Source organism: Chitinophaga sp. 9-1-y (genome assembly GCF_059511905.2).
Map to the genome: position 1 here is coordinate 2,378,198 of NZ_CM197955.1, position 25,004 is coordinate 2,403,201.

23 protein-coding genes are annotated in these 25,004 nt (G+C 46.1%); 7 read left to right on the forward strand and 16 right to left on the reverse strand.

Annotation, left to right across the window (positions count from 1 at the left end):
- Positions 1-69: 69 nt before the first annotated feature.
- From AC5ZC7_RS09470 to AC5ZC7_RS09515, 10 genes are all read right to left on the reverse strand, one after another.
- Positions 70-1,533, reverse strand: coding sequence for a DUF5691 domain-containing protein (locus AC5ZC7_RS09470; RefSeq protein WP_496159551.1), 1,464 nt, complete (start codon positions 1,531-1,533; stop codon positions 70-72).
- A complete protein-coding gene (locus AC5ZC7_RS09475; protein WP_496159550.1) occupies positions 1,533-2,846 on the reverse strand; it encodes an SWIM zinc finger family protein in 1,314 nt (437 codons plus the stop codon). Before AC5ZC7_RS09475 ends, AC5ZC7_RS09470 begins: the two co-directional genes overlap by 1 nt.
- Before the next feature lie 116 nt (positions 2,847-2,962).
- On the reverse strand, positions 2,963-3,277 hold the full coding sequence (locus tag AC5ZC7_RS09480) for an iron-sulfur cluster assembly protein (protein WP_291921355.1): 315 nt from the start codon (positions 3,275-3,277) through the stop codon (positions 2,963-2,965).
- On the reverse strand, positions 3,274-3,702 hold the full coding sequence (locus tag AC5ZC7_RS09485; protein ID WP_496159549.1) for a SufE family protein: 429 nt from the start codon (positions 3,700-3,702) through the stop codon (positions 3,274-3,276). Before AC5ZC7_RS09485 ends, AC5ZC7_RS09480 begins: the two co-directional genes overlap by 4 nt.
- Before the next feature lie 10 nt (positions 3,703-3,712).
- A complete protein-coding gene (locus AC5ZC7_RS09490; protein ID WP_496159548.1) occupies positions 3,713-4,960 on the reverse strand; it encodes a SufS family cysteine desulfurase in 1,248 nt (415 codons plus the stop codon).
- A 7-nt stretch (positions 4,961-4,967) separates the two neighbouring features.
- The gene (gene sufD, locus AC5ZC7_RS09495) at positions 4,968-6,275 is read right to left on the reverse strand and encodes a Fe-S cluster assembly protein SufD (RefSeq protein ID WP_496159547.1); all 1,308 of its coding nucleotides are present in this window, start codon (positions 6,273-6,275) and stop codon (positions 4,968-4,970) included.
- Between the two features lie 150 nt (positions 6,276-6,425).
- On the reverse strand, positions 6,426-7,190 hold the full coding sequence (sufC, locus tag AC5ZC7_RS09500) for a Fe-S cluster assembly ATPase SufC (protein WP_142685371.1): 765 nt from the start codon (positions 7,188-7,190) through the stop codon (positions 6,426-6,428).
- A 41-nt stretch (positions 7,191-7,231) separates the two neighbouring features.
- Positions 7,232-8,677 carry a Fe-S cluster assembly protein SufB gene (gene sufB, locus AC5ZC7_RS09505; RefSeq protein ID WP_496159546.1) on the reverse strand — a complete coding sequence of 482 codons (1,446 nt, stop codon included), beginning with the start codon at positions 8,675-8,677 and terminating at the stop codon, positions 7,232-7,234.
- A 13-nt stretch (positions 8,678-8,690) separates the two neighbouring features.
- Positions 8,691-9,017 (reverse strand): iron-sulfur cluster assembly accessory protein, encoded by a 327-nt coding sequence (locus AC5ZC7_RS09510; protein WP_496159545.1) that lies wholly within the window; start codon positions 9,015-9,017, stop codon positions 8,691-8,693.
- Between the two features lie 52 nt (positions 9,018-9,069).
- A complete protein-coding gene (locus AC5ZC7_RS09515) occupies positions 9,070-9,639 on the reverse strand; it encodes an NAD(P)H-dependent oxidoreductase (protein ID WP_496159544.1) in 570 nt (189 codons plus the stop codon).
- A 210-nt stretch (positions 9,640-9,849) separates the two neighbouring features.
- On the opposite strand from AC5ZC7_RS09515, the gene AC5ZC7_RS09520 reads away from it, so the two are divergent.
- Positions 9,850-10,419 carry a helix-turn-helix transcriptional regulator gene (locus tag AC5ZC7_RS09520; protein ID WP_496159543.1) on the forward strand — a complete coding sequence of 190 codons (570 nt, stop codon included), beginning with the start codon at positions 9,850-9,852 and terminating at the stop codon, positions 10,417-10,419.
- Positions 10,420-10,481: 62 nt separating this feature from the next.
- Here AC5ZC7_RS09520 and AC5ZC7_RS09525 read toward each other — a convergent pair whose 3' ends face one another.
- The 4 genes from AC5ZC7_RS09525 to AC5ZC7_RS09540 form a co-directional block, all read right to left on the reverse strand.
- Complete coding sequence (locus tag AC5ZC7_RS09525; protein WP_511911472.1) at positions 10,482-11,558, reverse strand: acyl-CoA dehydrogenase family protein; 1,077 nt, start codon at positions 11,556-11,558, stop codon at positions 10,482-10,484.
- A 37-nt stretch (positions 11,559-11,595) separates the two neighbouring features.
- Complete coding sequence (locus AC5ZC7_RS09530) at positions 11,596-12,012, reverse strand: EamA family transporter (protein WP_496159541.1); 417 nt, start codon at positions 12,010-12,012, stop codon at positions 11,596-11,598.
- A 127-nt stretch (positions 12,013-12,139) separates the two neighbouring features.
- Positions 12,140-12,643 (reverse strand): GNAT family N-acetyltransferase, encoded by a 504-nt coding sequence (locus tag AC5ZC7_RS09535; protein WP_496159540.1) that lies wholly within the window; start codon positions 12,641-12,643, stop codon positions 12,140-12,142.
- Between the two features lie 12 nt (positions 12,644-12,655).
- A complete protein-coding gene (locus tag AC5ZC7_RS09540) occupies positions 12,656-13,210 on the reverse strand; it encodes a GNAT family N-acetyltransferase (protein WP_496159539.1) in 555 nt (184 codons plus the stop codon).
- Positions 13,211-13,352: 142 nt separating this feature from the next.
- On the opposite strand from AC5ZC7_RS09540, the gene AC5ZC7_RS09545 reads away from it, so the two are divergent.
- From AC5ZC7_RS09545 to AC5ZC7_RS09565, 5 genes are all read left to right on the forward strand, one after another.
- Positions 13,353-14,033, forward strand: a complete 681-nt coding sequence (locus tag AC5ZC7_RS09545; protein WP_496159538.1) for a response regulator — start codon at positions 13,353-13,355, stop codon at positions 14,031-14,033.
- A gap of 75 nt (positions 14,034-14,108) precedes the next feature.
- Entirely contained in the window at positions 14,109-15,479 is a 1,371-nt protein-coding gene (locus tag AC5ZC7_RS09550) for an ATP-binding protein (RefSeq protein ID WP_496159537.1), read from the forward strand.
- A gap of 70 nt (positions 15,480-15,549) precedes the next feature.
- Positions 15,550-16,854: a TolC family protein gene (locus AC5ZC7_RS09555; protein WP_496159536.1), complete on the forward strand. Its 1,305-nt coding sequence runs from the start codon at positions 15,550-15,552 to the stop codon at positions 16,852-16,854.
- An 18-nt stretch (positions 16,855-16,872) separates the two neighbouring features.
- A complete protein-coding gene (locus AC5ZC7_RS09560; protein ID WP_496159535.1) occupies positions 16,873-17,982 on the forward strand; it encodes an efflux RND transporter periplasmic adaptor subunit in 1,110 nt (369 codons plus the stop codon).
- Positions 17,983-18,022: 40 nt separating this feature from the next.
- Positions 18,023-21,178 (forward strand): CusA/CzcA family heavy metal efflux RND transporter, encoded by a 3,156-nt coding sequence (locus AC5ZC7_RS09565; RefSeq protein WP_496159534.1) that lies wholly within the window; start codon positions 18,023-18,025, stop codon positions 21,176-21,178.
- A gap of 78 nt (positions 21,179-21,256) precedes the next feature.
- On the opposite strand, the gene AC5ZC7_RS09570 is transcribed toward AC5ZC7_RS09565, so the two are convergent.
- Entirely contained in the window at positions 21,257-22,345 is a 1,089-nt protein-coding gene (locus AC5ZC7_RS09570) for an AI-2E family transporter (protein ID WP_496159533.1), read from the reverse strand.
- Between the two features lie 142 nt (positions 22,346-22,487).
- Here AC5ZC7_RS09570 and AC5ZC7_RS09575 point away from each other — a divergent pair, with 142 nt between their 5' ends.
- Positions 22,488-23,573: a family 20 glycosylhydrolase gene (locus AC5ZC7_RS09575; RefSeq protein WP_496159532.1), complete on the forward strand. Its 1,086-nt coding sequence runs from the start codon at positions 22,488-22,490 to the stop codon at positions 23,571-23,573.
- A gap of 120 nt (positions 23,574-23,693) precedes the next feature.
- Here the strand turns inward: AC5ZC7_RS09575 and AC5ZC7_RS09580 are convergent, their stop codons facing one another.
- On the reverse strand, positions 23,694-24,614 hold the full coding sequence (locus tag AC5ZC7_RS09580; protein WP_496159531.1) for a helix-turn-helix domain-containing protein: 921 nt from the start codon (positions 24,612-24,614) through the stop codon (positions 23,694-23,696).
- Positions 24,615-25,004: the final 390 nt, after the last annotated feature.

Sequence of the window (25,004 nt, forward strand, 5' to 3'; positions counted from 1 at the left end):
TATTAGCTTTTAGCCTTTAGCTGTTAGCTTTTAATAACTGCTTTGGCTGTTAATATGATTTGTATTTGTTTATAGGTTAAAGCATCCCGGAAGCTGGCTTTTAGCCTGTATCAGCCGGCCCAGGTGTACTTTGATATTATTCCAGTAGCCTACATGGTAAGATTCCGTTGGCACTATATCATCCAGTGTAGCGGCAATGGCTACGGGTATCTGGCGTATCACATTATTCATGTACAACTGGTTGTAAGTATAAGGTTGGGTAGCTGCGTAGCGCAATATGCGGGTGCACAGGGACACGCTCCATTCTGCCGGGTGCTGGCCGGCGTATTTGATGATCGCTTCCGGATATTCCACGAAATGGTGCTCGCTGAGTTGCTGCTGTTGCGCAGTGGGTAACATCGGAATGATATCAATGTAAAAGGTTTCACTATGTTCCATAAACGTAGTGGCCCATTCCCGCGCTTCAAACCAGGTGATGGCCTGTACCAGCGCCGGTACAAAAGGCTGCAGCGTTTCATACTGCAAAAATAACCGGATCACCTCCGCCGGTGTGCGACCGAAATGCATTTCCCAGCGGGAAGGGTGTACTGCGCTGATGAGCTGATACAATATATGTGTCTCGTCTGAAACGTTTTTATTGTTGCTGAGTTTTTCGATGCCGCCCTGGAAAATACGTTCGTCTGTTAATTCCGGTAAGGCTACCACTACGTGGCCGTCGCCCTGCGGTTGTACGGCGCCGGCGAGTACCTGCCAGTATAATTCATGGAGGGAGGAGCCGGGTAGTTTTTTCAGCAACCGGATTACGATCTCTTTTACCGACTTGCTTTTCTCTGTGAGCAAAGATTCCAGCCATTCGAGGTCGCTTTCCTGCGGTGGTTGTTCCAGTACGGCTAACAGTTCCGCTTTTACCGTGGCGCTTTCTTTGGGCCAGCTTTGCTGCAGCCAGGTGCGCGCCATAACGGGATCGGTTGCACGTAATTCCTGTAGGGCCTCTACCCGTTGTGCAGTGGCCCCGTTTTCCCATCTTTCTTCCAGTGTTTCCGCCACGCGGGAAAAGTTCCAGTCGGGGTTAAATTGTCCCAGCCATTCAGCCCGGTATCCGCCTGCTGCGGCTGTAAGCGCGCGCAATGATTTATTGCGCCAGGCTTTGTCGAGCATAACGGGCAACTGTGCCGGCGGCAACACGAGGTTGCGTTGGGTACAGTGTTCCAGCCAGAGCTGCAGGAGTTGTATGCTGTCGGTTTCCAGTACCGGCTGCAACGCCCGGATAGCGGCCGGAGGGCAGTAAGCTTTGGTTTCTGCCGGGCAAACGGTGAGTGGAGGCACGGCGGTAGTTACCGGCTGTGTACCGGATTGCCGGTAGTTGTATACTACGGCCGCCAGTTGCAGGAATTGTTCTTCTTTATCGGTGGCAGTATTGCCCAAAATGGTGGCTGCTGCCGCCTGTAGCGGTCCCTGAAGTCCCTGTCCGTCGGCCTGCTTTTTAGCAGTACCCAGCAGGGCAGTGTTAATGATATGATGCCAGCGTTCCATTATAATATTTTGTATTCCTGTTCATGCCATACGCCGATGGGTTCATATTGCATTTCCCTGCCGGTAACGGCCATATGTAGTGGGGCTCCGCCACTGAAGGCCAGGAGCTTCCATATATGCGGAAAGCCTTTTTTCACCGGCATTAGTTGTTGCCGGCTATCCTGTAACCACCATTGTTCCTGGTGCCATACCGGCGTCAGGGTAGCAATCGTATATACCTGGTCGTTATATACCGGCAATACTGCGGCGATGGCGGTTTGAGATGCCACTACTTCTTCCCATCCGGGAAAACCCTGGAAGGTATGATTCGGTGGTACGGTCATCTGTTGTTTTATGATGGCCCGCAGGGGAGCGGCAGAAGGGTAGTACACCAGTTCTGCCTGTATGGTACTACCGGGAGTGAGTGGTTGTGCAATAGTGCTTTGTCCGCGTACAAAAAATTGCAGGATCAATGCCCGGCGTTGGGTGTTGATGCCGAATAGCCAATACCGTTCTACGGTGAGCCGGTCATCTTCGGTGGTTTGTTTGCCCAGTACGCGCCAGGTATCGGTGATACCGGTTTGTTCTTTCAGTTCATCCTGCGCCTGGGCAAAGCCAATCAGGCTGCGGATGTCCTGCTGTAGGAGAGCAGGTAGTTGATCGAGGTGCTGATAGCCCTGGATCACCAGGTAAATGCGCAGCAGCTGGTTCATGAAAACGGTTTGCCAGCCTTCATGGAAATAGCTGATATCGGCGAGTTCGCGCATCATGGCGGCCAGGCCGGGGGCCTGGGCATCTACCATGCGGCGCTCCATATTTTCGAAGAAGGCGGCATCTTTTTCAGGGAGGTCCATGATGCCGTTGCGTACCAGGTCTTTTATCCAGCGCAGTAATTCTGCGGTGCCATCAGCTACTTTCTGTTGACGGGCCTGCTGGCGTTTTGCCTGTGCTGCGGTGTCAACCTGTTTTTCAGGTGCACTGGCGGCTACGGCTTTTTTCTCTTCTCTTTCAGCACGTTTGGCCAGCCACTCGCTGACCCAGGCCGGCGGCGTAGTGGAGGTAAAAGAATCAGGTTGCCGGGAGTACTGTAATAGTAGTCCCAGGCCATGTTTACAAGGGAATTTACGACTGGGGCAACTGCATTTGAATGCCATGTTGCCGGTGTCTATTTGTGTCTGGTATGGTTTGCTGCCGCTACCCTGGCATTCTCCCCATAACGCATTATCGCCAACGCCTTTACTGACCCATTTGGCCGGGTTGGCCAGGTCCTTCCCTGATTTACGGGAAGAGTCATCAGGCGCCATGGCAAGCACTTGTTCGTCGGATAGGTTCAATGGATTAACGATTTAAGGCACAAAGTAAATAATTCCATAAAATAAAAAACCAAATATCAAATAACACTACGCAGTGTATTTGGTATTTGGTTCAATTTTCTGATATTTTTTGCGGCTTACATAAAGCCCAGTTCCAGCTTTGCTTCTTCACTCATCATATCTTTGGTCCATGGTGGATCAAAGGTCAGGTGTACATCTACATCAGACACCCCTTCAATATTTCTTACCTTTTCATCTACCTCGCGGATAATATCTCCGGCTACGGGGCAACCAGGTGCGGTCAGCGTCATATCAATACCAATCCGGTTGTTCTCCTTGATTTTGATGGCGTATACCAGTCCCAGTTCCATGATATTCACCGGGATTTCCGGATCATACACGGTTCTGAGCTGCGCTTCTATGAGTTCTCTTAATGTTGCTTCGTCGTTCATTGCTGGTTAATTTTTGCCTGGTAAGCGATGGCATACAATTTCATTTGTTTGAGCATACTCAGCAACCCATTGGAACGGGTAGGAGAGAGATGACTGCTTAAACCAATGGCATCAATGAAATGAATGTCTGCTGCAGCAATTTCCTGTGGCGTATGACCCGACAATACATAAATCATCAGGCTCACCAGTCCTTTGGTAATTACTGCGTCACTGTCGCCGGTAAAAAACAGCTTCCCGTCTTTCAGCTCTGTATGCAGCCACACGCGCGACTGACAGCCTTTTATCAGGTTGTCAGGTGTTTTAAATTCTTCTGCAATGAGGGGTAATTCTTTGCCGAGTTGGATAATATATTCATATTTATCTTCCCAGGTACCCATCACCGAAAAATCGGATATTATTTCTTCCTGTATTTCCTGAATCGTCATATTCACCTGTTTACAACAGCATGGCAGCGGCTCTTTTAATACCGGCCACCAGCTTGTCTATTTCTTCCCGTGTATTGTAGAAAGAGAGGGACGCACGAACCGTACCAGGGATCTTAAACAGATCCATCAGTGGTTCCGTGCAGTGGTGACCTGTTCTCACCGCAATACCCTGTTGGTCCAGCAATTCGCCCATATCAAATGGGTGAATGTTGTGTACCAGGAAGGAGATCGCACCGCTTCTGTGGGCAGCATCGCCAATAAAGCGGATCCCATCGATCTTGCGCAGTTCCTGCATGGCGTAGGCCATCAGTGCTTCTTCCCGTTGCTGAATTTTCTCAACACCTAATTGCTGTAAATATTCAATGGCGGTACCCAGCGCAATAGCGCCTGCAATGTTAGGGGTACCCGCTTCGAATTTATACGGCAATTCGTTATAGATAGTTTTTTCGAAAGTAACGGTTTTGATCATATCTCCACCGCCCTGGTAAGGAGGCAGTTTGTTCAGCCATTCTTTTTTGCCATACAGCACACCGGTACCGGTAGGCGCATAAATTTTATGGCCGGAGAATGCCAGGAAGTCCACGTCCAGGGCCTGTACATCAATACTGATATGTTGAATGGCCTGTGCGGCATCCAGCAATACCGGTATATTTCGTGCATGCGCCAGCGTGATAATATCCTGTACCGGGTTGATGGTACCCATGGTATTGGATACATAGGTAACGGCAACAATTTTCACGGTATCGTCCAGCATGGCTTCGTAGGCATCCATCAGCAGTTCACCGCGCTCATTGATAGGGATTACCTTCAGGGTAGCGCCGCTTTCTTCACAGGCAATTTGCCAGGGCACAATATTACTATGGTGCTCCATGGAAGAAATGATCACGCTGTCACCGGCCTTCAGGAAACGGCGTCCCATGGTATTGGCTACCAGGTTGATGCTGTCTGTAGTGCCTTTGGTGAAGATGACTTCGTGTGGATCTGCTGCATTGATATAGCCGGCTACGGTGATACGTGCTTTTTCGTATGCATTCGTGGCCACCTGGCTGAGGTGGTGTACACCCCGGTGCACATTGCTGTTATATTCTTCGTAATAGCGGGCTTCAGCTGCTATTACTACCCGCGGCTTCTGCGTGGTAGCTCCGTTATCGAAGTATACCAGCGGTTTGCCATATACCTGTTGCTGCAGGATAGGGAAGTCCTTTCTGATCTGCGCAATGTCCAGGCCGTCGGTTACTATGTTAGCAATATGTTCCATGATTCGTTTAGTTATTCATGATCTCCGCAATCTGCTCCTGCAGGTAATGTTGCAGGGCTGGTACCTTGATGGCATCTGTAATGTCATGAGAGAAGGCATTTACCATCAGTGCTTTCGCTGCATCTTCTCCTATGCCACGGGAACGCAGATAGAACATGGACTCTTCGCTGAACTGGCCAGCAGTAAAGCCATGGCTGCATTTTACATCATCGGCATATATTTCCAGCTGCGGCTGTGAGTTAATATCTGCTTTGTTGCCCAGTAACAGGTTGTTGTTTTGCTGGAATGCATTGGTTTTCTGCGCTTCCTGGTGTACGAGGATTTTACCGGTGAATACGCCATTGGCATCATCCAGCAGTACGCCTTTGTACAGCTCATTACTGTTACAATCCGGCATGATATGATCCATGAAAGTATGGTTATCTACATGCTGGTGTTTGTTGGCAATATATAAACCATTCAGATTAGTTTCGGTATGACTGCCATTCAATGCCACGCTCAGATTGTTACGGGTGAACGGGGTATTAGGCAGGGTGAAATTAAAATGATGGTAACGGCTGTCTTTATATTGTTGTGCGGCAGTAGTATGTACTTCGCGGAAGCTTTCTTCTCCCTGTTGTACGTTATAGTGCCACAGCTCTGCATTTTCCATTACCACGGTTTCCAGTACGCTGTTAGCAAAAGCCACGGTAGCGGTTTCCGGGTGAACGGAACTTTCAATAATAGTAGCAGCAGCGCTTCTGTTCAGTACCCATAAATGACGGGGTTGAATGAAAGCGTGTGCAGTGGAAGAGTATACGTGTACTACATGTATAGGTTTGTCCAGCACGGTGTTGGCTGCCAGTTCAATATATAAGCCATCTGCAAAGAGGGCGGTATTTAACTGGGCCAGGGATTCACCGGCCAGGTGTGGTTGTTGATTGAAGTAAGCGGTAAAACCAGCAGCAGTAGTGTGTGCACTCATAGCGCCAATGGTAATGCCTTTGCCTTCGGGCAGGGTAGATTGATCCGCCTGCAGGTGACCATTTACCAGTACCACACGGTAGCAATCCAGTTCAGGAATTGCTTTGCTTTCAGCTACCGCAGCAGCAACCGGGGTAGCAGTGGTCAGCAATTCGTAAGGAAACTCTTTCAGATAGCGCTGAATATTGGTGTAGCGCCATGCTTCCGTTTTCAGCGAAGGAAGTCCGATTGCTGTAAAGCGCTCCAACGCTTTGCGGCGAATATCGTTCAGTGCAGTGGCAGCGGGGGCCGAAACCTGTGCCGACAATGCCTGTACATCTTCCGTTAACGCCTGGTAAAATGGCAATATCATATTGCTTATCATAATTTATATCCAAATTATGAATTACGAATTGCGAATTACGAATTACGGATTTGTGGGGAGATATAAAGGGAGATAATAGTCGCGTTTACCATCTACCCACAAATCCGTAATTCGTAATTCGTAATTCGTAATTCTTCTTTATACAGATTCTTTCAAATGTAATTCCTCTTTCAGCCAGTCGTATCCTCTTTCTTCGAGTTCCAGTGCCAGTTCTTTGGTACCGGTTTTAATGATACGGCCATTGTACAGTACATGTACAAAGTCAGGTATGATATACTCCAACAGGCGTTGGTAGTGGGTAATCACTACGAAAGATTTTTCAGCATCACGTAATTTGTTTACACCATTGGAAACAATACGCAGCGCATCGATATCTAATCCGGAATCTGTTTCATCCAGTATTGCCAGCTGTGGATCCAGCATAGCCAGTTGGAAAATTTCGTTACGTTTCTTTTCTCCACCGCTGAAGCCTTCGTTCAGGGAACGGTTCATCAGGTTAGAGTGGAAATCTACCAGTTGTTGTTTCTCTTTGGTCAGCTTCAGGAACTCTCTGGCTTCGAGGGCAGGGAGACCTTTATACGCCCTGATTTCATTCAGTGCAGTTTTGAGGAAGTTGAGGTTAGAAACGCCTGGGATTTCTACAGGGTATTGAAAAGCAAGGAATACACCTTCACGGGCGCGATCTTCCGGAGCCATGTCCAGCAGATTTTTGCCATTGAACCATACTTCACCTTCGGTGACGGTATAGTTATCACGACCCGCCAGGACAGAAGCCAGTGAGCTTTTGCCGGAACCGTTAGGTCCCATGATGGCGTGCATTTCTCCTTTGTTTATTTCGAGATTAATGCCTTTCAGAATTTTTTTCCCTTCTACTTCTGCGTGCAGATTTTTAATCGTCAGCATGATTGTTTTTTTCGTTCTGTATGTATTAGTTGAATAATGAATTATCCAACGCTTCCTTCAAGTGTAATAGATAATAATTTCTGGGCTTCCACAGCAAACTCCATGGGCAGCTGGTTCAGTACCTCTTTCACATAACCATTTACGATCAGGGCTACTGCTTTCTCGCTGTCGATACCACGTTGATTCAGGTAGAAGATCTGATCTTCTCCGATCTTGGAAGTGGTAGCTTCGTGTTCGATCATCGCAGTTTTGTTCCTGGATTCAATATAAGGGAATGTGTGAGATCCGCATTGGTTGCCGATCAGGAGAGAGTCGCACTGTGTAAAGTTACGTGCATTGTCTGCACGCGGCCCAACGGATACCAGTCCGCGGTAGCTATTGTCGCCACGGCCGGCAGAAATACCTTTGGAAATGATACGGCTCTTGGTGCTTTTCCCGATATGGTGAATTTTGGTACCGGTATCAGCAATCTGTTTGTTACGGACTACTGCTACGGAATAGAATTCGCCTTCAGAATAATCGCCCTGCAGAATTACGCTGGGATATTTCCAGGTAATAGCAGAACCGGTTTCCACCTGTGTCCAGGAGATTTTGCTGGAAGTACCTTTACAGATACCTCTCTTGGTCACGAAGTTGTAGATACCGCCTTTCCCGTCTTTATCACCGGGATACCAGTTTTGTACGGTAGAATATTTTATTTCAGCCTGTTCCATGGCTACCAGTTCTACTACCGCCGCATGCAGTTGATTTTCATCACGCATAGGGGCCGTACAACCTTCCAGGTAACTTACATAGCTGTTGTCGTCTGCAATGATCAGGGTACGCTCAAATTGTCCGGTGTTCTGTGCATTGATACGGAAGTAGGTGCTCAGTTCCATCGGGCAACGTACGCCTTTGGGAATGTATACAAAGGAACCATCAGAGAATACAGCGGCGTTGAGTGCGGCGAAGATATTGTCTGTGTGTGGAACTACGCTGCCCAGGTATTTTTTTACCAGTTCAGGATGTTCCTGTACGGCTTCACCGAAAGAGCAGAAGATAACGCCCATTTCTTTCAGTTTGCCTTTGAAGGTGGTAGCTACGGAAACGCTGTCAAATACGGCGTCTACGGCTACACCTGTCAGTGCTTTCTGTTCATTCAGGGGAATACCCAGTTTCTCGAAAGTGGCCAGCAGCTCAGGATCTACTTCATCCAGGCTGTTGAGCTGTACTTTTTTCTTGGGGGCAGCATAATAGGAAAGCGCCTGCAGATCCAGCTCCGGCATTTCAAAGTGCTGCCATTTTGGGAATTCCATTTTCTTAAATGCGGCAAATCCCTTCAGGCGCCATTCGAGCAGCCATTCAGGTTCATTCTTTTTCGCCGAAATAAAACGGATGATATCTTCATTCAGCCCCGGAGGAGCCATATCCATTTCAATATCGGTGCTAAAGCCAAACTCATACTCCTTATTGGCTATATCATCAATTATTTCGTTACTGTTGATCATACAAGTTTAAAATTTATACCCCGAAGCTTTCGCCGCAGCTGCAGGTTCTGGTTGCATTAGGATTATTAAAGAAAAGGCCTTTGCCATTGAGTCCATCTGAAAAGTCCAGTTCTGTACCATATAGGTATAACAGGCTTTTCATTTGTACCACTACTTTTATACCCTTATCTTCAAATACCTGGTCGCCTTCTTCTTCAGTTGCTTCAAATTTCAGCACATATTCGAGGCCGGAGCAGCCACCACCTTTTACGCCTACACGTACAAAGGTGCCTGGTGCATGATGTTCTCTCTCCATCAATGCTTTGATATATGCCCCTGCTTTTTCTGAAACGGTTATCATACTCAGAATTGTTTTAATTAGCTATCACCGGCAAGCCGGTGTGTTTCACGATTTATCCTTCAATACCTGCCACCACATGCGATTTTGCCGCACATAGTAACTGCACCATCGTATCCAGTTTGTTTTTATAAAACGCAGTGAACGCGCGGGTTTGCGGGTCGTACAGGTTGTCTTTCAAAATAGGCAGGGAATATGGTAATACCCATGCCCTCAACGCTTTCGCCACTGCATCCATCGCATTTATACCCTGCATGGCCTGTGTGCCATCTGCCCAGGACAGCAAAGCTACAACCTTTCCTGTTAAATAAGGGCGTTGGTTCTTGCTGGTCATCTCCAGCCAGTCCAGGCAATTTTTCATGGCGCCGGTCATGCTGCCATGATATAACGGTGTCATCCATATATGTAAATCCGCCCTGCAAAAAGCTTCACACATCGCATCTACCGCCGGGGGCTTTTGTCCTGCTTCCTGTTGCGAGAAAAAAGGAATCTGTGTGTTCCCGAGACTAAATATCTCCGGGGAGAATCCTTTTTCCTGTAGTTGCTCCGTCAAATACGCCGCCAGTTGGTTAGAGGTGGCATAGGGACGGTCGTCAATCGCTCCATTAAATATCAGTACGTTCATTAATATTTAATATTTAGAGATTCAGTTGATTATGAGATTAAGTGTTGATGTCTTACCGCTCACAATCATCAAAACCCCAAAATCTTTTTTTTTAGCTTTCACAAAAATACGATATTTGATAATAAAACAAGTAATAACTTGGAAAATTATCCAATACGAACCAAGAACGCTGCCGAACGGTTTTTGACATTGCTCAAGACTCGGGGACCCTTGTCTGCAGCCGAACTGGCCAGCGAATTGGGTATCACCGGAGAAGGCGCCCGCCTCCAACTGCTGAAGCTGGCAGAAGAAGGATTAGCACAATCCGAAAGCATTTCCAGAGGCGTAGGCCGCCCCGTATTAATATGGAGTCTTACCCCCTTGGGAAATGCCCGCTTCCCCGACACACATACCGAACTAAGCCTGCAACTGATACAAACCATCAAAACAGTATTGGGTAAGGAAGCACTCGATAACGTAGTGAACGCCCGGGAGAAAAAGCAACTGGAGAAATACAGTACCGCCCTGGAAGGCGTTAACGGCATCGAAAACCGCTTAACTTCCTTCGCAGCCATCCGCTCCGGCGAAGGCTACCTGGCAGAATGGAAAAAAGAAGGAGATACCTACTTCTTTATAGAAAATCATTGCCCCATCTGCTGTGCCGCTTCCGAATGCGATAACATATGTACCTCCGAAATGAGAACATTTGTGAGCATACTTGGAGAGAAAATGAATGTTTCCCGCATGGAACATATCATCAACGGCGCCCGCCGCTGCGTATATAAAATCGAAGCCGAATAAATAGTCAGATAATATATTGAAGGCCGTCTCCCGTGAGACGGCCTTTTTATTTCCCCTTTTTTTCAGGCAAAGGTAAGCAGGGCATGTTGGCTGGCTGTATGAATATCCCTCCACACCCGGTTTATGTCCGTTTCTTTTTTGGCGGCTTCCAGTCCGCAGTAAGGATACAGCCGATCACATATTTCCCGGGCAGTATGTGCCAATAACCGGGAAGCAGTGCTGACCTGCTGTAATTGCGGCTCCGGAATTTGCCGGTGTAATTGCAACATTTCCCAGGATGTGTCAAAGGCCGCGTAAAAATCAGCCCTCGTGGCATGTAAGGTCTGCATACTTTTTTCGAGCAATTTCCCGAATACCTGCACTTGTTCCGGTGTATATTTTTTTTGCCCGGATCTTTTGCGGAAAGCCGCTTCCACTAATTCCAGGAAATGTTGCCCCATGCCGGCGCTGTTCACTGCCAGCGTGGTTTCTGCCAGCTGCAAAAACGGATAATCAAACCCGGGGCTGCTCACCTGTATCCCCTCATTAATCCGGAAGGTCCGGTTCAGCGGCACTTTCTGCCGGACAGCTCCGAAAGCATGGCTGCCGGTGGCTACCATGCCCATATAAGACCATCCGGGAATAATGTTGACTTCTTCCGGTAATAAAATAAAAGATACCACTTCCGGCTCACCAGCCATATCCAGTGCAGGAGATCCATCCGGAAGGAGTAAGGTGCAGTTGGCCGTGAACACAGTGGCGTGGCTGGCCCCACTGGCATAATGCCAGGTGCCGTTAACAACATAATGATCATCGTAGCGGGTTGCCGTGCCACCTATTTCGCCACTCCCTGCAAAGCAGGCTTTCGGATTGGCAAATAAAGTATGGGCAAGTGCGGGATCAAGGAAACCTGCAAACCACCCGGCGCCACTGCAAAGGGTGACTGTCCAGCCCAGGCTGCCATCTGCGGCAGCAATGGCTTCTTCCAGTCTTAATATTTCTGGTAGGGTTTTTCCTGGTCCGCCATATACTGCCGGCACAAAAAGTTTAAACCAGCCCTGGTTCCAGGCCAGTTCCAGCAGTGCAGGGTGAAGTGATTGCAGCTGCTCTGATGCAGCAGCATATTGCTGAATAGTAGCAATGGTTATTTTATCTAACATTTTTTGCATGGTTTCTCCGGCCTTTATTGCCAGCAGCCTATTTCAGGATCAATACCAATGTGCCGGCTATAATCAGCCCCGCACCAATAGCCGTTTTCCAGGTCAGCGCCTCGTGAAGAAAAACAGCGGCCATAATAATGGTCAGCGCCACACTGAGTTTATCTACCGGCGCTACCTGCGATACCTTACCTATCTGTAAGGCTTTGAAATAAAAAATCCAGGAGCAACCCGTCGCTAACCCGGACAACACCAGGAACAACATACTGTGTTTGGAAATAGCGCCAATACTTTTGAATTCCCCTCTTGCCAATACAATTGCCCAGGCCATGATCAGTATTATCACCGTTCTGATCGCCGTAGCGAGGTTAGAAGGAATATCTGCCACCCCTATTTTGGCGAAAATAGCCGTGAGCGCAGCAAAAGCAGCCGATAGTAAAGCGTAAATCCACCACATAGATCATCTTTTGGATGAAATTACGAATTAGGAATTACGAATTACGGATTTGTGAGTAGATTACAGCGAATGATTATTCCCGCGTTTACTATCTACTCACAAATCCGTAATTCGTAATTCGTAATTCCTAATTCCTAACTATTTTATACCCCAATATCTTCAGGCTTCTTTCTACACCATCCAACACCGCAATATCCGGTAAATGGGCCCATTCTTTAAAACCGGTGTCCATAAAGAGTTTCAGGCTGGGAAGGTTATGTGCAAAAATAAAGCCCAGCAGGGTTTGTACACCAAATTCAGGAGCCACTGTAATTGCATGACGCAGGATCTGTTTGCCCAAACCCTTGCCACGAGCGGATTCGTCCAGGTAAATACTTACTTCCACGGTGCCATTATAGGCCGGCCGGCCGTAAAACGATTGAAAACTCATCCATCCCACATTCTTTCCATCCAGGTTCACCATCCACAATGGGCGATGGGTAGCGCTGTGTGCCTCAAACCAGGCCAGGCGGCTCTCCGGCGTTACCGGACTGGTATCTGCGGTGACCATTCTGCCGGCTACAGTACTGTTATAAATTTCCACGATCCTTGGCAAATCGTCGATGGTAGCATGCCTGAATTCCAAACTCATAGTATATATTAATTAGTAAATAGACTCCCGGGTATGTTCTCGTCTCAAAAGACTGTATAATTCCGCATCCACAAATTTTCCCTTCTCAAAAAAAGCATCTCTTAAAAAACCTTCATAGCGAAAAGCCAGGTTGGTCAGCAGTTTCGCCGAAGCAATATTCACCGGATCCACAAATGCTTCAATGCGGTTATACTGCAATTCATTGAAGCCATAGTTCAGCATACTGCCTACCGCTTCTTTCATAATGCCTTTGCCCCACCAGGCAGGAGACAGGTCGTACCCGATTTCTGCTTTGAAATGGGTTTTGTTAATATTGTGATAGCCACAAGTGCCAATCAGTTCATCCTGCCCGGCAATGGTAATCGCCCAGCGCATGCCGGTTTCGTCTTCCAGGCTTTTCCGGAAGAATTGAATAATATGGGTTGCCTCACTGATATTGGAAAAGGAATCAATGTCCATATATTTTGTCACCGCGTCATTGGAAAAATGATGGAACAAAGCAGCAGTATCTTTCTCTTCTATGGGTCTTAATACCAGTTCGCCGGTACTTAATACGGGTAAATGCATGATCCTGTTGCCGGTTTAGGTTAGGACAAAGCTACAGTTTTTGGTAAATTGTTTATACCCTCCTCGATTTTAATGTGGCTTTAATGAGCGCCGGTGTAAACAATCCTACTTTTGTAAAGGTTATTGATATTAATTATGATCTATGAAAATATTGGTGATAGAAGATGAAACCAAAGTGGGGGCCTTTATAAAAAGAGGACTGGAAGAACACCACCACCAGGTGGATGTATACGCGGATGGTATTGCCGGTCAACAAGCTGCACTGGAGCAGGACTATGACCTGATCCTGCTGGACATTATGTTGCCGGGGATTAACGGGATTACGCTTTGTAAAAACCTGCGTACCCTGGAGGTAAGTTCCCCTATATTGATGTTAACCGCCCTGAATGCCACACAGGATATTGTAGACGGGCTTAATGCCGGCGCCGACGATTACCTGGCCAAACCTTTTCATTTCTCTGAACTGGTAGCCAGGATCAACGCTCTTTCCCGCAGGAAAAGCCAGTTTCACCAGGACCAGGCCATTCTTACGTTTGCTGACCTTCAACTCAATACCAACACCAAAACAGCCAACCGGGACGGACAGGAAATTACCCTTACCGCCAAGGAATATGCGTTGTTGGAATTATTGCTCAGGAATACCGGCAAAGTACTGTCGCGCGCACTCATCTCGGAAGCGGTATGGGGCCTGGAATTTGATACCGGCACCAACACCATCGATGTATATGTAAATTATCTCCGGAATAAAATAGAAAAAGGATTTGCTGGCGAAAAACTGATCCACACGGTGGTTGGTATGGGCTATGTAATGAAACAGAAGTAAGGTGTTAGCTATTAGCTTTTAGTCCCTCAACAAAAAGTAAACGTTAACAGCTAGTGGCTAAAAGCTAACAGCTATATGAAAATTCGTCATCGTTTATCGCTCCAGTTTACACTCATTTCAGGTATTATACTGACCATTGCTTTTGTGCTGATATACCTGCTTTCTGCACAATATGTACAGAACAGTTTTTATAAACTGTTGCAGATGCGCGCGCTTGTTACCGCCCAGGTGTATCTTGAAAAAGATGAGCTGACCAAGAAGAAATTCCTGGAAATCGAGAAAAGCTACCGGGAACGCATACCCGATGAATCCAGTAATATTTATGATTCACATAATCAGCCCGTTTTTATAGAGAAAATAAAGTATAACTGGCCGGTATCTATGCTGGAAACGATCCGCCACCGGGAGGTGTACCGGTTTCGCTTCCAGGATGAATCCGGGTTGGGGATTTATTACCCGGATAACCAGGGCGACTTTGTGGTGATTGTTACCGCCCGCAATACCATGGGCGTACAACAGTTACAGTTCCTCCTGTGGATATTGATTATTATGTTTTTTGTGGCCTTACTCATTACTTTCGTAATGGGGCAATGGTACGCTACACGGGCATTAGAGCCCATCAAGAGTATTAACCGGCAGGTAAAAAATATCCGCTCCAATAACCTGCATATGCGCGTACAGCAAGGACGCAATAAAGACGAAATAGACGAATTGGCCACTAACTTTAATAGCTTACTACAGCATATGGAGCAGGCGTTTGACATGCAACGTTCTTTTGTATCCAATGCTTCCCATGAATTACGTACACCATTGACTACCCTTATCGGGGAAATAGAAGTAACGCTTCATAAAGAACGGAGCAAAGAAGAATATATACAAACACTGGAAACCCTGTTGGGTGAATCAGAAAAGCTGAAGATTATTACTGACGGGCTCCTGCAGCTGACACGTGTAGATGCCGTGCTCACCGATGCCAACACAGAAATGATCCGGTTGGATGAGTTATTGTGGGAAATACAGGAGTTCTGGCGACATAAAACACCGGCAGGCCGATTGCATATAAAGCTTAGTAATATGCCGGAAGATGCTGCCCGGTTGTGCATCCGGGGAAATCGCCCACTCCTGATGCTGGCGTTTCAAAACATTGTACGAAATGCGTTTAAGTTTTCATATAACCAGGATGTTAGCTGCCATCTCATGCATAGTAAATCAGGTATGACCTTGTCTGTCAGCGACCATGGTATTGGGATTGCCGGTACCGACCTGGAAAAAATATTTATGCCGCTTTACCGCGCCGGTAATGCCCACAATTTTGATGGATATGGTATTGGCCTGTCTATGACCCAAAAGATCGTACAACTGCATAACGCGGCCATTACGGTGAGCAGCGTATTAGGACAGGGCACTACTTTTAATATTTTCTTTCCCCACGACGGTAAATTCTAATTTTGTTTTAACTTCATTCTAATATGTAGCTAATAGCCTATTGCCATCTTTGCAACGAAAAATCAGTTGTATGATCAATAGATTAGCATTATGTACCTATTTTGTACTGTTTGTAGCTTTATTCCGGATGACGGTATCAGCGCAACAGCAGCCTTCTGTTACTTCAGGCCCGCCTTCCGACACTCTTCACCTTACGCTCGACAGCGCGGAAAATATCTTCCTAAGGCAAAATCTAATGCTGCTGGCACAACGTTATAACGTAGATGCCCAGAAGGCTTTAGTGATACAGGCAAAGCTTTACGCCAACCCTACTTTTAATATTGAACACGGTATCTATAACACGGAAACCAAAAAGTTTTTCCCACTGGGTAGCGACGGACAAACCACCGCAGGCCTGTCGCAATTGGTGATGCTGGCAGGCAAACGCAATAAACAAATAAAGATTGCCAAAGCCAATGCCCGGTTGTCGGAGTATGAACTGTATGACCTGCTCCGCACGCTGAAATTTACCCTGAGAGATGATTTTTACAATATTTACTACCTGCAGCAATCTGCCAAAGCCTACGACGACGAAATAAATTCCCTGCAAAAAGTAGTGGATGCATTTGAAGAACAAAAAGGGAAGGGATATATCTCGCAGAAAGAGGCGGTGAGAATCAAAGCACAGCTGTATAGCCTGAAAAGCGAGTATAAAGATCTCCTCGAACAAATCAGCGATCAGCAAAGTGAAATGCGGCTGGTATTGCAGGTGAAACCCGTGTACATTGACCCCATCCTGGATCCGGCTACCCTGGAAACCATGAATCCTGCACGGTATCCGCTGCCGGTGCTGCTGGATTCTGCCTATACCAACCGTACCGACCTGATGATGGCCCGCGCCAATACCGATATCAGCAAACTGAATTATAGCTATCAGAAAGCCCTCGCTGTACCGGACCTGACCTTCAACTTGTCGTACGACCACCAGGGTAGTTATATCAAGAATTATAACGGCGCCGGTGTAGCCTTTGACCTGCCTGTTTTTAACCGGAACCAGGGCAACATTAAGTCCGCCAAAGCCATGATTGCTTTTAATGACGCTACGCAGAAAAGTACGGAAGCCACGGTACAGGAACAGGTATACCGCGTGCTGGAGAAAAGTATCGCAGCAGACAAACTATACAGGAATATAGATGCTGCCTTCTCAAAGGACTTTCAGCGGTTGATGCACGAGGTATTGATCAACTATCAGAAGCGGAATATCACCATGTTGGACTTCCTGGATTTTTATGATTCTTACAAGCAGAATGTATTGCAGTTGAATACCATACAATACAATCGCATGAGGGCTTTTGAAGAACTCAACTTCATTACCGGAACCAACTTTTTTAATTAAGATAAATCTACAGATAGTATGCAAAACTTTATAAAGGCAGGCAGCATAGGCCGTTTTCTATTGATCATTGCAGGTATTTTTCTCGCACACAGTTGTAATACTAAACCGGAGAAAGATCCCAATGAAAGGCCTAAGTATGTGATTCCCGATACCGTGTTACACTCCCTTAAAATTGATACTGTACAACGTAGCGCTGTGGTGAATGATTTGAAGCTGACGGGTAAGGTGGCGTTCAACGACGATAATGTATCCCGGATTTATCCGATGGTAAGTGGTAAAATCCGCGACATCAAAGTGATGCTCGGCGATTATGTAACCAAAGGCCAAACGCTGGCAGTCATGAACAGCGCAGAGATGGCAGGTTATAGCAGCGACCTGGTGAATGCAGAAGCAGGAGTAGCTGTAGCTAAGAAAAGCCTGGATGCCACACAGGATATGTTTAACAGCGGTATCGCCTCCCAGCGTGATTTGTTGTCGGCACAAACCGATTACCAGAAAGCACAATCTGAGTTAAACCGGGTAAAGCGCGTACTGAATATCAATGGTGGTAATACCGCCGGCGAATACATCATTACTTCCCCCATCAGCGGCTTCGTAGTAGAGAAACTGGTTACCAACAATACGTTGGTGCGTAACGATAACAGCACCCAGCTATTTACCATCTCCGATTTGAAAAATGTATGGATCATGGCCAATGTTTATGAATCAAATATTGGCCAGGTCCATATGGGTGATAATGTGGAAGTAACCACGTTGTCATATCCCGGTAAAGTATTCCGCGGACAGGTAGACAAGATGTTTAATGTACTTGATCCAACAAATAAAGTCATGAAGGTGAGAGTGAGTTTGCCTAACGAAGATTATGCCCTGAAACCTGAAATGTTTGCCAGTGTAAGAGTGATTTATAAAGATGGGGGAGAGGCATTGACCATTCCATCAGGCGCGCTGATTTTCGATCATAGCCAATACTATGTGCTGGTATACAACAGTAAGTCTGACGTGAGAATTGCACCGGTATCTGTGATCAATTCTATTGGCGATAAAACCTACATCTCCGCAGGTTTGCAGGCCGGAGAGAAAGTGATTGCTTCACAGGCTATTCTTATCTATGACGCACTGAATAATTAGGCGAAACCTGCTCACTCATCATTAGTATAATTGTTTTTAGATGAATAAAGTTCTCAGAAGTATAATAGGCTTTTCGCTGAAGAATAAATATTTCATTTTCTTCGCCACGTTGCTGCTGTTGGTGTCGGGTATTATTTGTTTTAAAAACATGCCCATAGAGGCCTTCCCCGATGTTACCAATACAGAGATCAGCATTATTACGCAGTGGCCCGGCAGAAGCGCAGAAGAAGTAGAAAAGTTCGTGACCATTCCGATAGAAATCGCGATGAATCCCGTACAAAAGAAAACCAGTCTGCGTTCTACCAGTATCTTCGGCTTATCTTACGTAAAAATAATCTTCGACGATAAAGTCACCGATAATGAAGCCAGGATACAGGTAAACAACCTCCTGGCCAATGCCAGCCTGCCAGAAGGGATCAATCCTTCTGTACAGCCGCCCACAGGGCCTACCGGTGAAATTTACCGCTATACACTTAAAAGCTCTTTCCGCGATGTAAGAGAGCTGAAAACGATACAGGACTGGACCATCGACCGGCAACTCCGTTCTGTGCCGGGGGTAGCGGATATTGTGAGCTTCGGCGGGGAAGTAAAAACTTATGAAATTAAGGTAGACCCGGGAAAACTCACCAACCTGGGGATCACCCCGCTGGACGTGTATTCTGCCGTAGCCAAAAGTAACATTAATATAGGCGGTGACGTTATTGTTAAAAATAACCAGGCTTATGTGGTACGTGGCATCGGGCTGTTAAATGATATCCATGAAATTAAAAATATCATTATACAGAACGTTAATGGAATTCCTGTATTGGTAAAGGATGTAGCTACGGTAGATATATCCAATATGCCCCGGTTGGGCCACGTAGGACGCACGGATGCCATCCTGGATTCCAGCGGCCGGAGAACCGTCACAGATGAAGATGATGTGGTACAGGCCATTATCATCATGCGGAAAGGAGAGAATCCTTCTGAGGTGGTACAGGCGGTGAAGGAGAAAATTAAAAAGCTGAATGCCTCTGTGTTACCACAGGACACCAAAATAGTTCCTTTCTATGATCGCGAAGACCTGATACATTACGCTACAGATACCGTGATGCACAACCTTGTGGAAGGTATCTTGCTCGTTACCCTGCTGGTATCTATTTTCATGTTCAGCTGGCGTACTACGCTCATTGTATCTATCATCATCCCATTGTCGTTGTTGTTTGCCTTTATCTGTCTGCGTTTGATGGGCATGTCGGCTAACCTGTTGTCGCTGGGCGCCGTAGATTTCGGGATTATCATAGACGGCGCCGTGGTGATGGTGGAGGGATTGTTTGTCGTCCTTGACCACCAGGCGCGGGATGTGGGCATGGAACGATTTAACAAGATGGCCAAGATGGGGCTGATCAGGAAACATGGCGCCCAACTGGGTAAGGCGATTTTCTTTGCCAAAGTAATTATCATCACCGGTTTACTTCCCATCTTTGCATTCCAGAAAGTGGAAGGGAAAATGTTTTCTCCACTGGCATATACCCTTGGCTTTGCCCTGCTGGGTGCGTTGATAACTACGTTAACACTGGTGCCGGTACTGATTAACCTGCTGCTTCGGAAAAATGTACATGAGAAGCACAATCCGATCCTGCATGCCATGACGGGTTTCATGTTGGGGTGGTTCTCCTTTACTTTCAAGCATCGGAAGTTAGCGATCTTCTCCTCTTTTATTATTATCGGCCTCGGGTTGTATTCCTTTAAATTTTTGGGAACAGAGTTCCTGCCGGAGTTGAACGAAGGTTCCATCTGGCTGAGGGTACAGCTGCCTTACAGTGTGTCGCTGGAAAAGTCGGTAGAAACCTCCAAAGAGGTGCGATCCAGGCTGATGTTGTTTCCGCAGGTGAAAAGCATTGTATCGCAAACCGGCCGTCCGGACGATGGAACGGATGTGGCAGGGTTCTATAACAACGAATTTGACGTCATGCTTTATCCGGAGAAAAACTGGAAGCCACATATCACCAAAGAGCAACTGATCGATCAGATGAATGATACGCTTTCCGTGATACCAGGTGCTTCGCTTAACTTCTCCCAGCCCATTATGGACAACATTGAAGAAGCGGTATCGGGTGTAAAAGGATCTATTTGTGTGAAGATATTCGGCGACTCGCTCAATTATATGGAGGACCAGATTACGCGGGTGCATGATGTACTACGAAATGTAAGAGGGATAGAGGATTTAGGGGTGATCAAAAATATTGGCCAACCGGAATTGAATATAGACCTTGATCAGGGAAAGATGGCCTTGTATGGCGTAGCTACTGCCGATGCCAACGCGGTGATTGAAATGGCGATTGGTGGTAAAGCGGCGAGTACGTTGTATGAAGGGATTAAGAAGTTTGATATCCGTTTACGTTTCCCGGAAGAGTACCGTAAAGATGCGGAAGACATCGGTAACCTGATGGTGCCCACGCAGAGTGGTTCCAAGGTACCTGTGAAGGAGATCGCCAACATTGTGATGAAAACGGGTCCCTGCCTGATTTTCCGCGACGCGAATGAGCGCTATTCGGCCGTGAAGTTTTCCGTGAGGGGACGTGACATGGGTAGCACCATTGCGGAAGCGCAGCATAAAGTAGATGAAGTGGTAAAACTAAAAGGAGGCTATTCGATGGTATGGCAGGGTGACTTTGAGAATGAACAACGTGCCACCAAACGTTTACAGCAAGTAGTGCCGATCAGTCTTACGTTGATTTTTATCCTGTTGTTTGTGATGTTTGGTAACCTGATGGATGCGGCGCTGGTGTTCCTCAATGTACCGTTTGCCATTGTAGGAGGCTTGCTGGCATTGCATCTGACGGGGACTAACTTTAGTATCTCTGCGGGTATTGGTTTCATTGCTTTGTTCGGTATTTGTATCCAGGATGGGGTGTTGTTGATCACGGTGTTTAAACAAAACCTGGAAAAGATGCGGGGGCAGGGAGGCTCCTTGTATACCGCTATCAAGCTGGGGGTAAATTCAAGAATACGCCCGGTAATGATGACTGCTTTAATGGCTGCTATTGGATTGTTCCCGGCTGCTATTTCTCATGGTATTGGTTCTGAAAGTTCAAGACCATTGGCGCGTGTGGTAATTGGAGGGATCCTGTGTGCGATGATTTTCTCGCTGATCATTTTCCCGCTGATATTTGGCTGGGCTTATCGTAAAGTGGATACCAAACATCCGGAATAATAAAGAAGGTTGGTTTTATATGTTTAGTTAGTGTGGCTGTCTTCATCAGAAGACAGCCTTTTTTTATGATGACTGGGTTTATTCTTCCTCTTTTTTAGGTTTTACTTTCTTTACTTTAGGCTTTGATTCGTCTCCCAATAATATGGCCCATGGCTGCATTTCGGGGATGTTTTCACAGATGATTTTGATAATTGCAATAGTAGGAATGGCGAGGAACATCCCTGGTATACCCCATAGCATATTGCCCAATACCACGCCGATAATCGTGATCAGTGCATTGATTTTTACTTTTGAACCAACAATGCTGGGGAATAAAACGTTGCTGTCCAGGATATGTACGAGGAACAGGGCGATACCTGCCTGGAGGGCCTGTATAGGCGTTCCCGTAGCCAGGGTAACCAGTAGAATGAGTATGGTGGCAGTTAAAATACCAACATAAGGAATGATATTGAATATAGCGGCCATTACACCCAGCAGGATAGCATATTTGATACCCAGGACGAGGAAGAGGGTGGTATTAAGAATGGCTACAATCACCATTTCTATCATGAGCCCACCCACATAACTTTTAATAATAGTGCGGGTACTTCCGATGACGTTGAGTAATTTTTCGCGGTGTTCTTCTTTGAAGTTTTTTACCAGGAATTTTACCAGTAACCTCCGGTAGAAGAGAATAAAAAAAGCATACAGAAATACGAATACCACGAATACCAGCAGGGAGGAAAGTGATAAAAATGTTTGGCTGAGGAAGCTGGTGGCAGTACCAAGAGTACCCATCAATGCTTTCTCTACGTAGGTTAACTGCGTGCTGGAATTGATATGAAACTTGGCGTTGACCCAGTCTTGTGTGGAAGTGATGACCAGCATGAGCTTTTGTTGCAGTTGGGGGAAGTCAGAAATGAATGCTTCCATTTGCCGGCCGAGTAATGTCATGATCAGGGCAATAACAATGATGAACAGGAATACGGCCAGGATAGCAGCCATTCCGCGGGGAATGCGCCATTTTTCCAGCCGGTGTACTACGGGCAGCAGCATGATGGCAATCAGCATCGCAAACATCAATGGTACGATAATACTGCTGCCAATGTGGGCAACATAAATAACCAGGATAATGGATAAAAGGGTAAAGGTGAGTCTTGCGTTAAACGGTAGTTTAAACTCATTCATAGAAGTTAGTGCTTTTACCAAAGATATTAAAAATCAACGGGTATAACATTACAATAGCTATTATACATTTGTTTGTAGGAAAAGATTGTAGTTCCCCGTTGCTTTCCTTAATTTACTGCATCTTAAAAAATTTTAAAAACTTATGAGAAAACTATTTGCCCTTTTATGGGTGGTTTGCGGCAGTATTTCCCTCTGTGTTGCAAATCCCCAGCCAACAGATACATTGCCGGTCCGGGGATTTTGTATAGCTGCCCCCAGAGCGGACGGACTGCCTGCTTTTCTGAAGTTTATTGAAACTGAACTGGCGCCGCGCCACGTTAACACGTTGGTATTGCGGGTAGATTTTAATTATGAGTTTAAATCCCATCCTGAATTGCGTGACCCGGGAAGTTTGTCGGAGCAGGCAGTAAAGCAATTGGTACAGGCCTGTAAGAAATATCATATCCGGTTGATTCCACAGATTAATTTGCTGGGGCATCAATCGTGGGCAGGTACCACGATGAACCTGTTGAAAGTATATCCTGATTTTGATGAAACGCCCTGGGTAAAGATGCCGGTGAAGTATGAATGGCCTAACCCGGATGGGTTGTATTGTAAGAGTTATTGTCCGTTGCATCCGGGGGTACATAAGGTGGTATTTGAATTGGTAGATGAAATTTGTGATGCCTTTGAATCCTCCGCTTTTCATGCGGGGATGGATGAAGTATTTTATATAGGAGAGGAGAAATGTCCGCGTTGCGGAGGAAAAGATAAAGCCGAATTATATGCCGGCGAAGTATGGACTATCCGCAATCACCTGGAGCAAAAAGGGCGTCAGTTGTGGATTTGGGGAGATCGTTTACTGGAAGGCAAAACTACCGGGTTAGGCGCCTGGGAAGCCAGTATGAATAATACACACCGGGCGGTGGACCTGGTACCTAAAGACATTATGATTTGCGACTGGCATTATGAAAGACCGGATAAGACTCCGGTTTATTTTGCCATGAAAGGTTTATCTGTGATTACCTGCCCGTGGAGAATGCCGGAAAATGCAAAGCTGCAGCTGAAAGATATGTATGATTACCGGAACAGTGCTACCAAAGAAATGAAGCCTCGTTTCCAGGGAATGATGCAAACGGTTTGGTCGGATGCCGGTAGTTTTCTTGATGAGTTTTATGGAAGGGGAAAGCCTCAGAAGGACACGTTGAATACGAGTGCTAATTGCTTCCGGGCGATATTTGTTAAATAGCGGAAAGCATAAAGCGGAAAGCAAAAAGCTATTGAAGCAAATGATCAAAGCGTATATAATATTCGCAATGATCATTTGCTTCAATAGCTTTTTGCTTTCCGCTTTATGCTTTCCGGTTATTTAATAGTGTTTCTTCAGGACCGGGATAAAAATTTCGGTATAATTTGGACCGTTGAGAGACAGGAAGAAGTGATTGCCACTCATTTTAAAGACGCCTTCCTTACAGTTCATGCTGATGAAGTTATACATAGGAACGCCTGCGGTAGCGAAGTCCATGGGTACGGGTAACCGGAGATAGCTACCACCGGGTACTCGTTTAACCATCAGGTACGGGAAGTTCTGCTGGAGCTGGAAATGTACCGCTGTGGCGGTAATAGGTACCAGGATGCCAGCGAACATCGATAATCTTTCGTAGTTGGTTACCGGAACGGCATCGAGGGTGCCGGTAATAATTTTGCTTTGCGGCACATCATATAGTGTTTGCATCTTTTTAAACAGCGTATAATGCTGGGTCATCCGGGCGATCATTTCTGTAACAGGATCTTGTCCCTGGGAAATGAGGGTATAATATAAGATGCTATCGGGTAGTTTAACTTTTTCACAACGATCGTAGTTGAATAATCCTCCAAAAGCTTCGCTGCCAAAGGCGGCGGTGATACCTTCTGTAATCTGGAGGGTTCTTTTTTCGTTGGGAAGTGTAATAATGCGGCGGAATTCTTTGGGGCTTTCCAGGAAGTATTGTTTAAAAGCCTTGCTGAAAGCCGCTGTAGTAGCGTATCCACACATGTCTCCAATTTCACTGATATTATAGCCACTATGCCGGAGCAGGCCTGCCGCCAGTTCCAGCCGGTGTCTTTTTACATATTGCCAGAAGGGTTCTCCCATGTACATGGTAAAATTGTGATAGAAATAGGAGTAGGAGATACCCAGTCTTTCTGCAACATCTTTAATATTAAACGGATCCGCGACATGATCGTCGGCAAAAGATAAGCCCTGTAATGCAAAATTTTTGAGTTGTTCTTTCGTCAAGAGGGTGGCCATACAATACGGGGATTTAAATGATTTTCATTGGATGCTGGTACCTGCAAAAGTTGAACAAAATGTATTCTTTTTCTACATGATCATTATATCTAATTTAATTTTTTTATGATCACTGGCAATATAATTTTTGAAATCATTTTAATTCAATGATATTCAATATGATATAGAGATTATTAAAGTATTTATATTCATAATATGTACGGGGCAAGGATGAAAACGGATTTTTTTTTCGCGGAAAATCTGAAAAAAGCTAAAATGGACAAACAGCTGTTAAGGAGAATAAATAACTTTAGCGGCAGTGTCATGTTTATAGCTCCAGCCAGGTAATCAGTACGGATTTTATAACAGTCAACATATTTGTCCTATCAATCCTGTTATGGAGTTGCGGCG

What these genes read in the sequence shown, in the direction of transcription:
- AC5ZC7_RS09565 (WP_496159534.1), top strand. Translation starts at nt 18,023, where the DNA reads ATGAATAAAGTTCTCAGAAGTATAATAGGCTTTTCGCTGAAGAATAAA.
- sufC (WP_142685371.1), bottom strand. Translation starts at nt 7,190, where the DNA reads ATGCTGACGATTAAAAATCTGCACGCAGAAGTAGAAGGGAAAAAAATT.
- AC5ZC7_RS09485 (WP_496159549.1), bottom strand. Translation starts at nt 3,702, where the DNA reads ATGACGATTCAGGAAATACAGGAAGAAATAATATCCGATTTTTCGGTG.
- AC5ZC7_RS09550 (WP_496159537.1), top strand. Translation starts at nt 14,109, where the DNA reads ATGAAAATTCGTCATCGTTTATCGCTCCAGTTTACACTCATTTCAGGT.
- AC5ZC7_RS09545 (WP_496159538.1), top strand. Translation starts at nt 13,353, where the DNA reads ATGAAAATATTGGTGATAGAAGATGAAACCAAAGTGGGGGCCTTTATA.
- AC5ZC7_RS09530 (WP_496159541.1), bottom strand. Translation starts at nt 12,012, where the DNA reads ATGTGGTGGATTTACGCTTTACTATCGGCTGCTTTTGCTGCGCTCACG.
- AC5ZC7_RS09570 (WP_496159533.1), bottom strand. Translation starts at nt 22,345, where the DNA reads ATGAATGAGTTTAAACTACCGTTTAACGCAAGACTCACCTTTACCCTT.
- AC5ZC7_RS09490 (WP_496159548.1), bottom strand. Translation starts at nt 4,960, where the DNA reads ATGGAACATATTGCTAACATAGTAACCGACGGCCTGGACATTGCGCAG.
- AC5ZC7_RS09510 (WP_496159545.1), bottom strand. Translation starts at nt 9,017, where the DNA reads ATGATAACCGTTTCAGAAAAAGCAGGGGCATATATCAAAGCATTGATG.
- AC5ZC7_RS09575 (WP_496159532.1), top strand. Translation starts at nt 22,488, where the DNA reads ATGAGAAAACTATTTGCCCTTTTATGGGTGGTTTGCGGCAGTATTTCC.
- AC5ZC7_RS09535 (WP_496159540.1), bottom strand. Translation starts at nt 12,643, where the DNA reads ATGAGTTTGGAATTCAGGCATGCTACCATCGACGATTTGCCAAGGATC.
- AC5ZC7_RS09580 (WP_496159531.1), bottom strand. Translation starts at nt 24,614, where the DNA reads ATGGCCACCCTCTTGACGAAAGAACAACTCAAAAATTTTGCATTACAG.
- sufD (WP_496159547.1), bottom strand. Translation starts at nt 6,275, where the DNA reads ATGATATTGCCATTTTACCAGGCGTTAACGGAAGATGTACAGGCATTG.
- AC5ZC7_RS09515 (WP_496159544.1), bottom strand. Translation starts at nt 9,639, where the DNA reads ATGAACGTACTGATATTTAATGGAGCGATTGACGACCGTCCCTATGCC.
- AC5ZC7_RS09525 (WP_511911472.1), bottom strand. Translation starts at nt 11,558, where the DNA reads ATGTTAGATAAAATAACCATTGCTACTATTCAGCAATATGCTGCTGCA.
- sufB (WP_496159546.1), bottom strand. Translation starts at nt 8,677, where the DNA reads ATGATCAACAGTAACGAAATAATTGATGATATAGCCAATAAGGAGTAT.
- AC5ZC7_RS09540 (WP_496159539.1), bottom strand. Translation starts at nt 13,210, where the DNA reads ATGCATTTACCCGTATTAAGTACCGGCGAACTGGTATTAAGACCCATA.
- AC5ZC7_RS09470 (WP_496159551.1), bottom strand. Translation starts at nt 1,533, where the DNA reads ATGGAACGCTGGCATCATATCATTAACACTGCCCTGCTGGGTACTGCT.
- AC5ZC7_RS09555 (WP_496159536.1), top strand. Translation starts at nt 15,550, where the DNA reads ATGATCAATAGATTAGCATTATGTACCTATTTTGTACTGTTTGTAGCT.
- AC5ZC7_RS09480 (WP_291921355.1), bottom strand. Translation starts at nt 3,277, where the DNA reads ATGAACGACGAAGCAACATTAAGAGAACTCATAGAAGCGCAGCTCAGA.
- AC5ZC7_RS09560 (WP_496159535.1), top strand. Translation starts at nt 16,873, where the DNA reads ATGCAAAACTTTATAAAGGCAGGCAGCATAGGCCGTTTTCTATTGATC.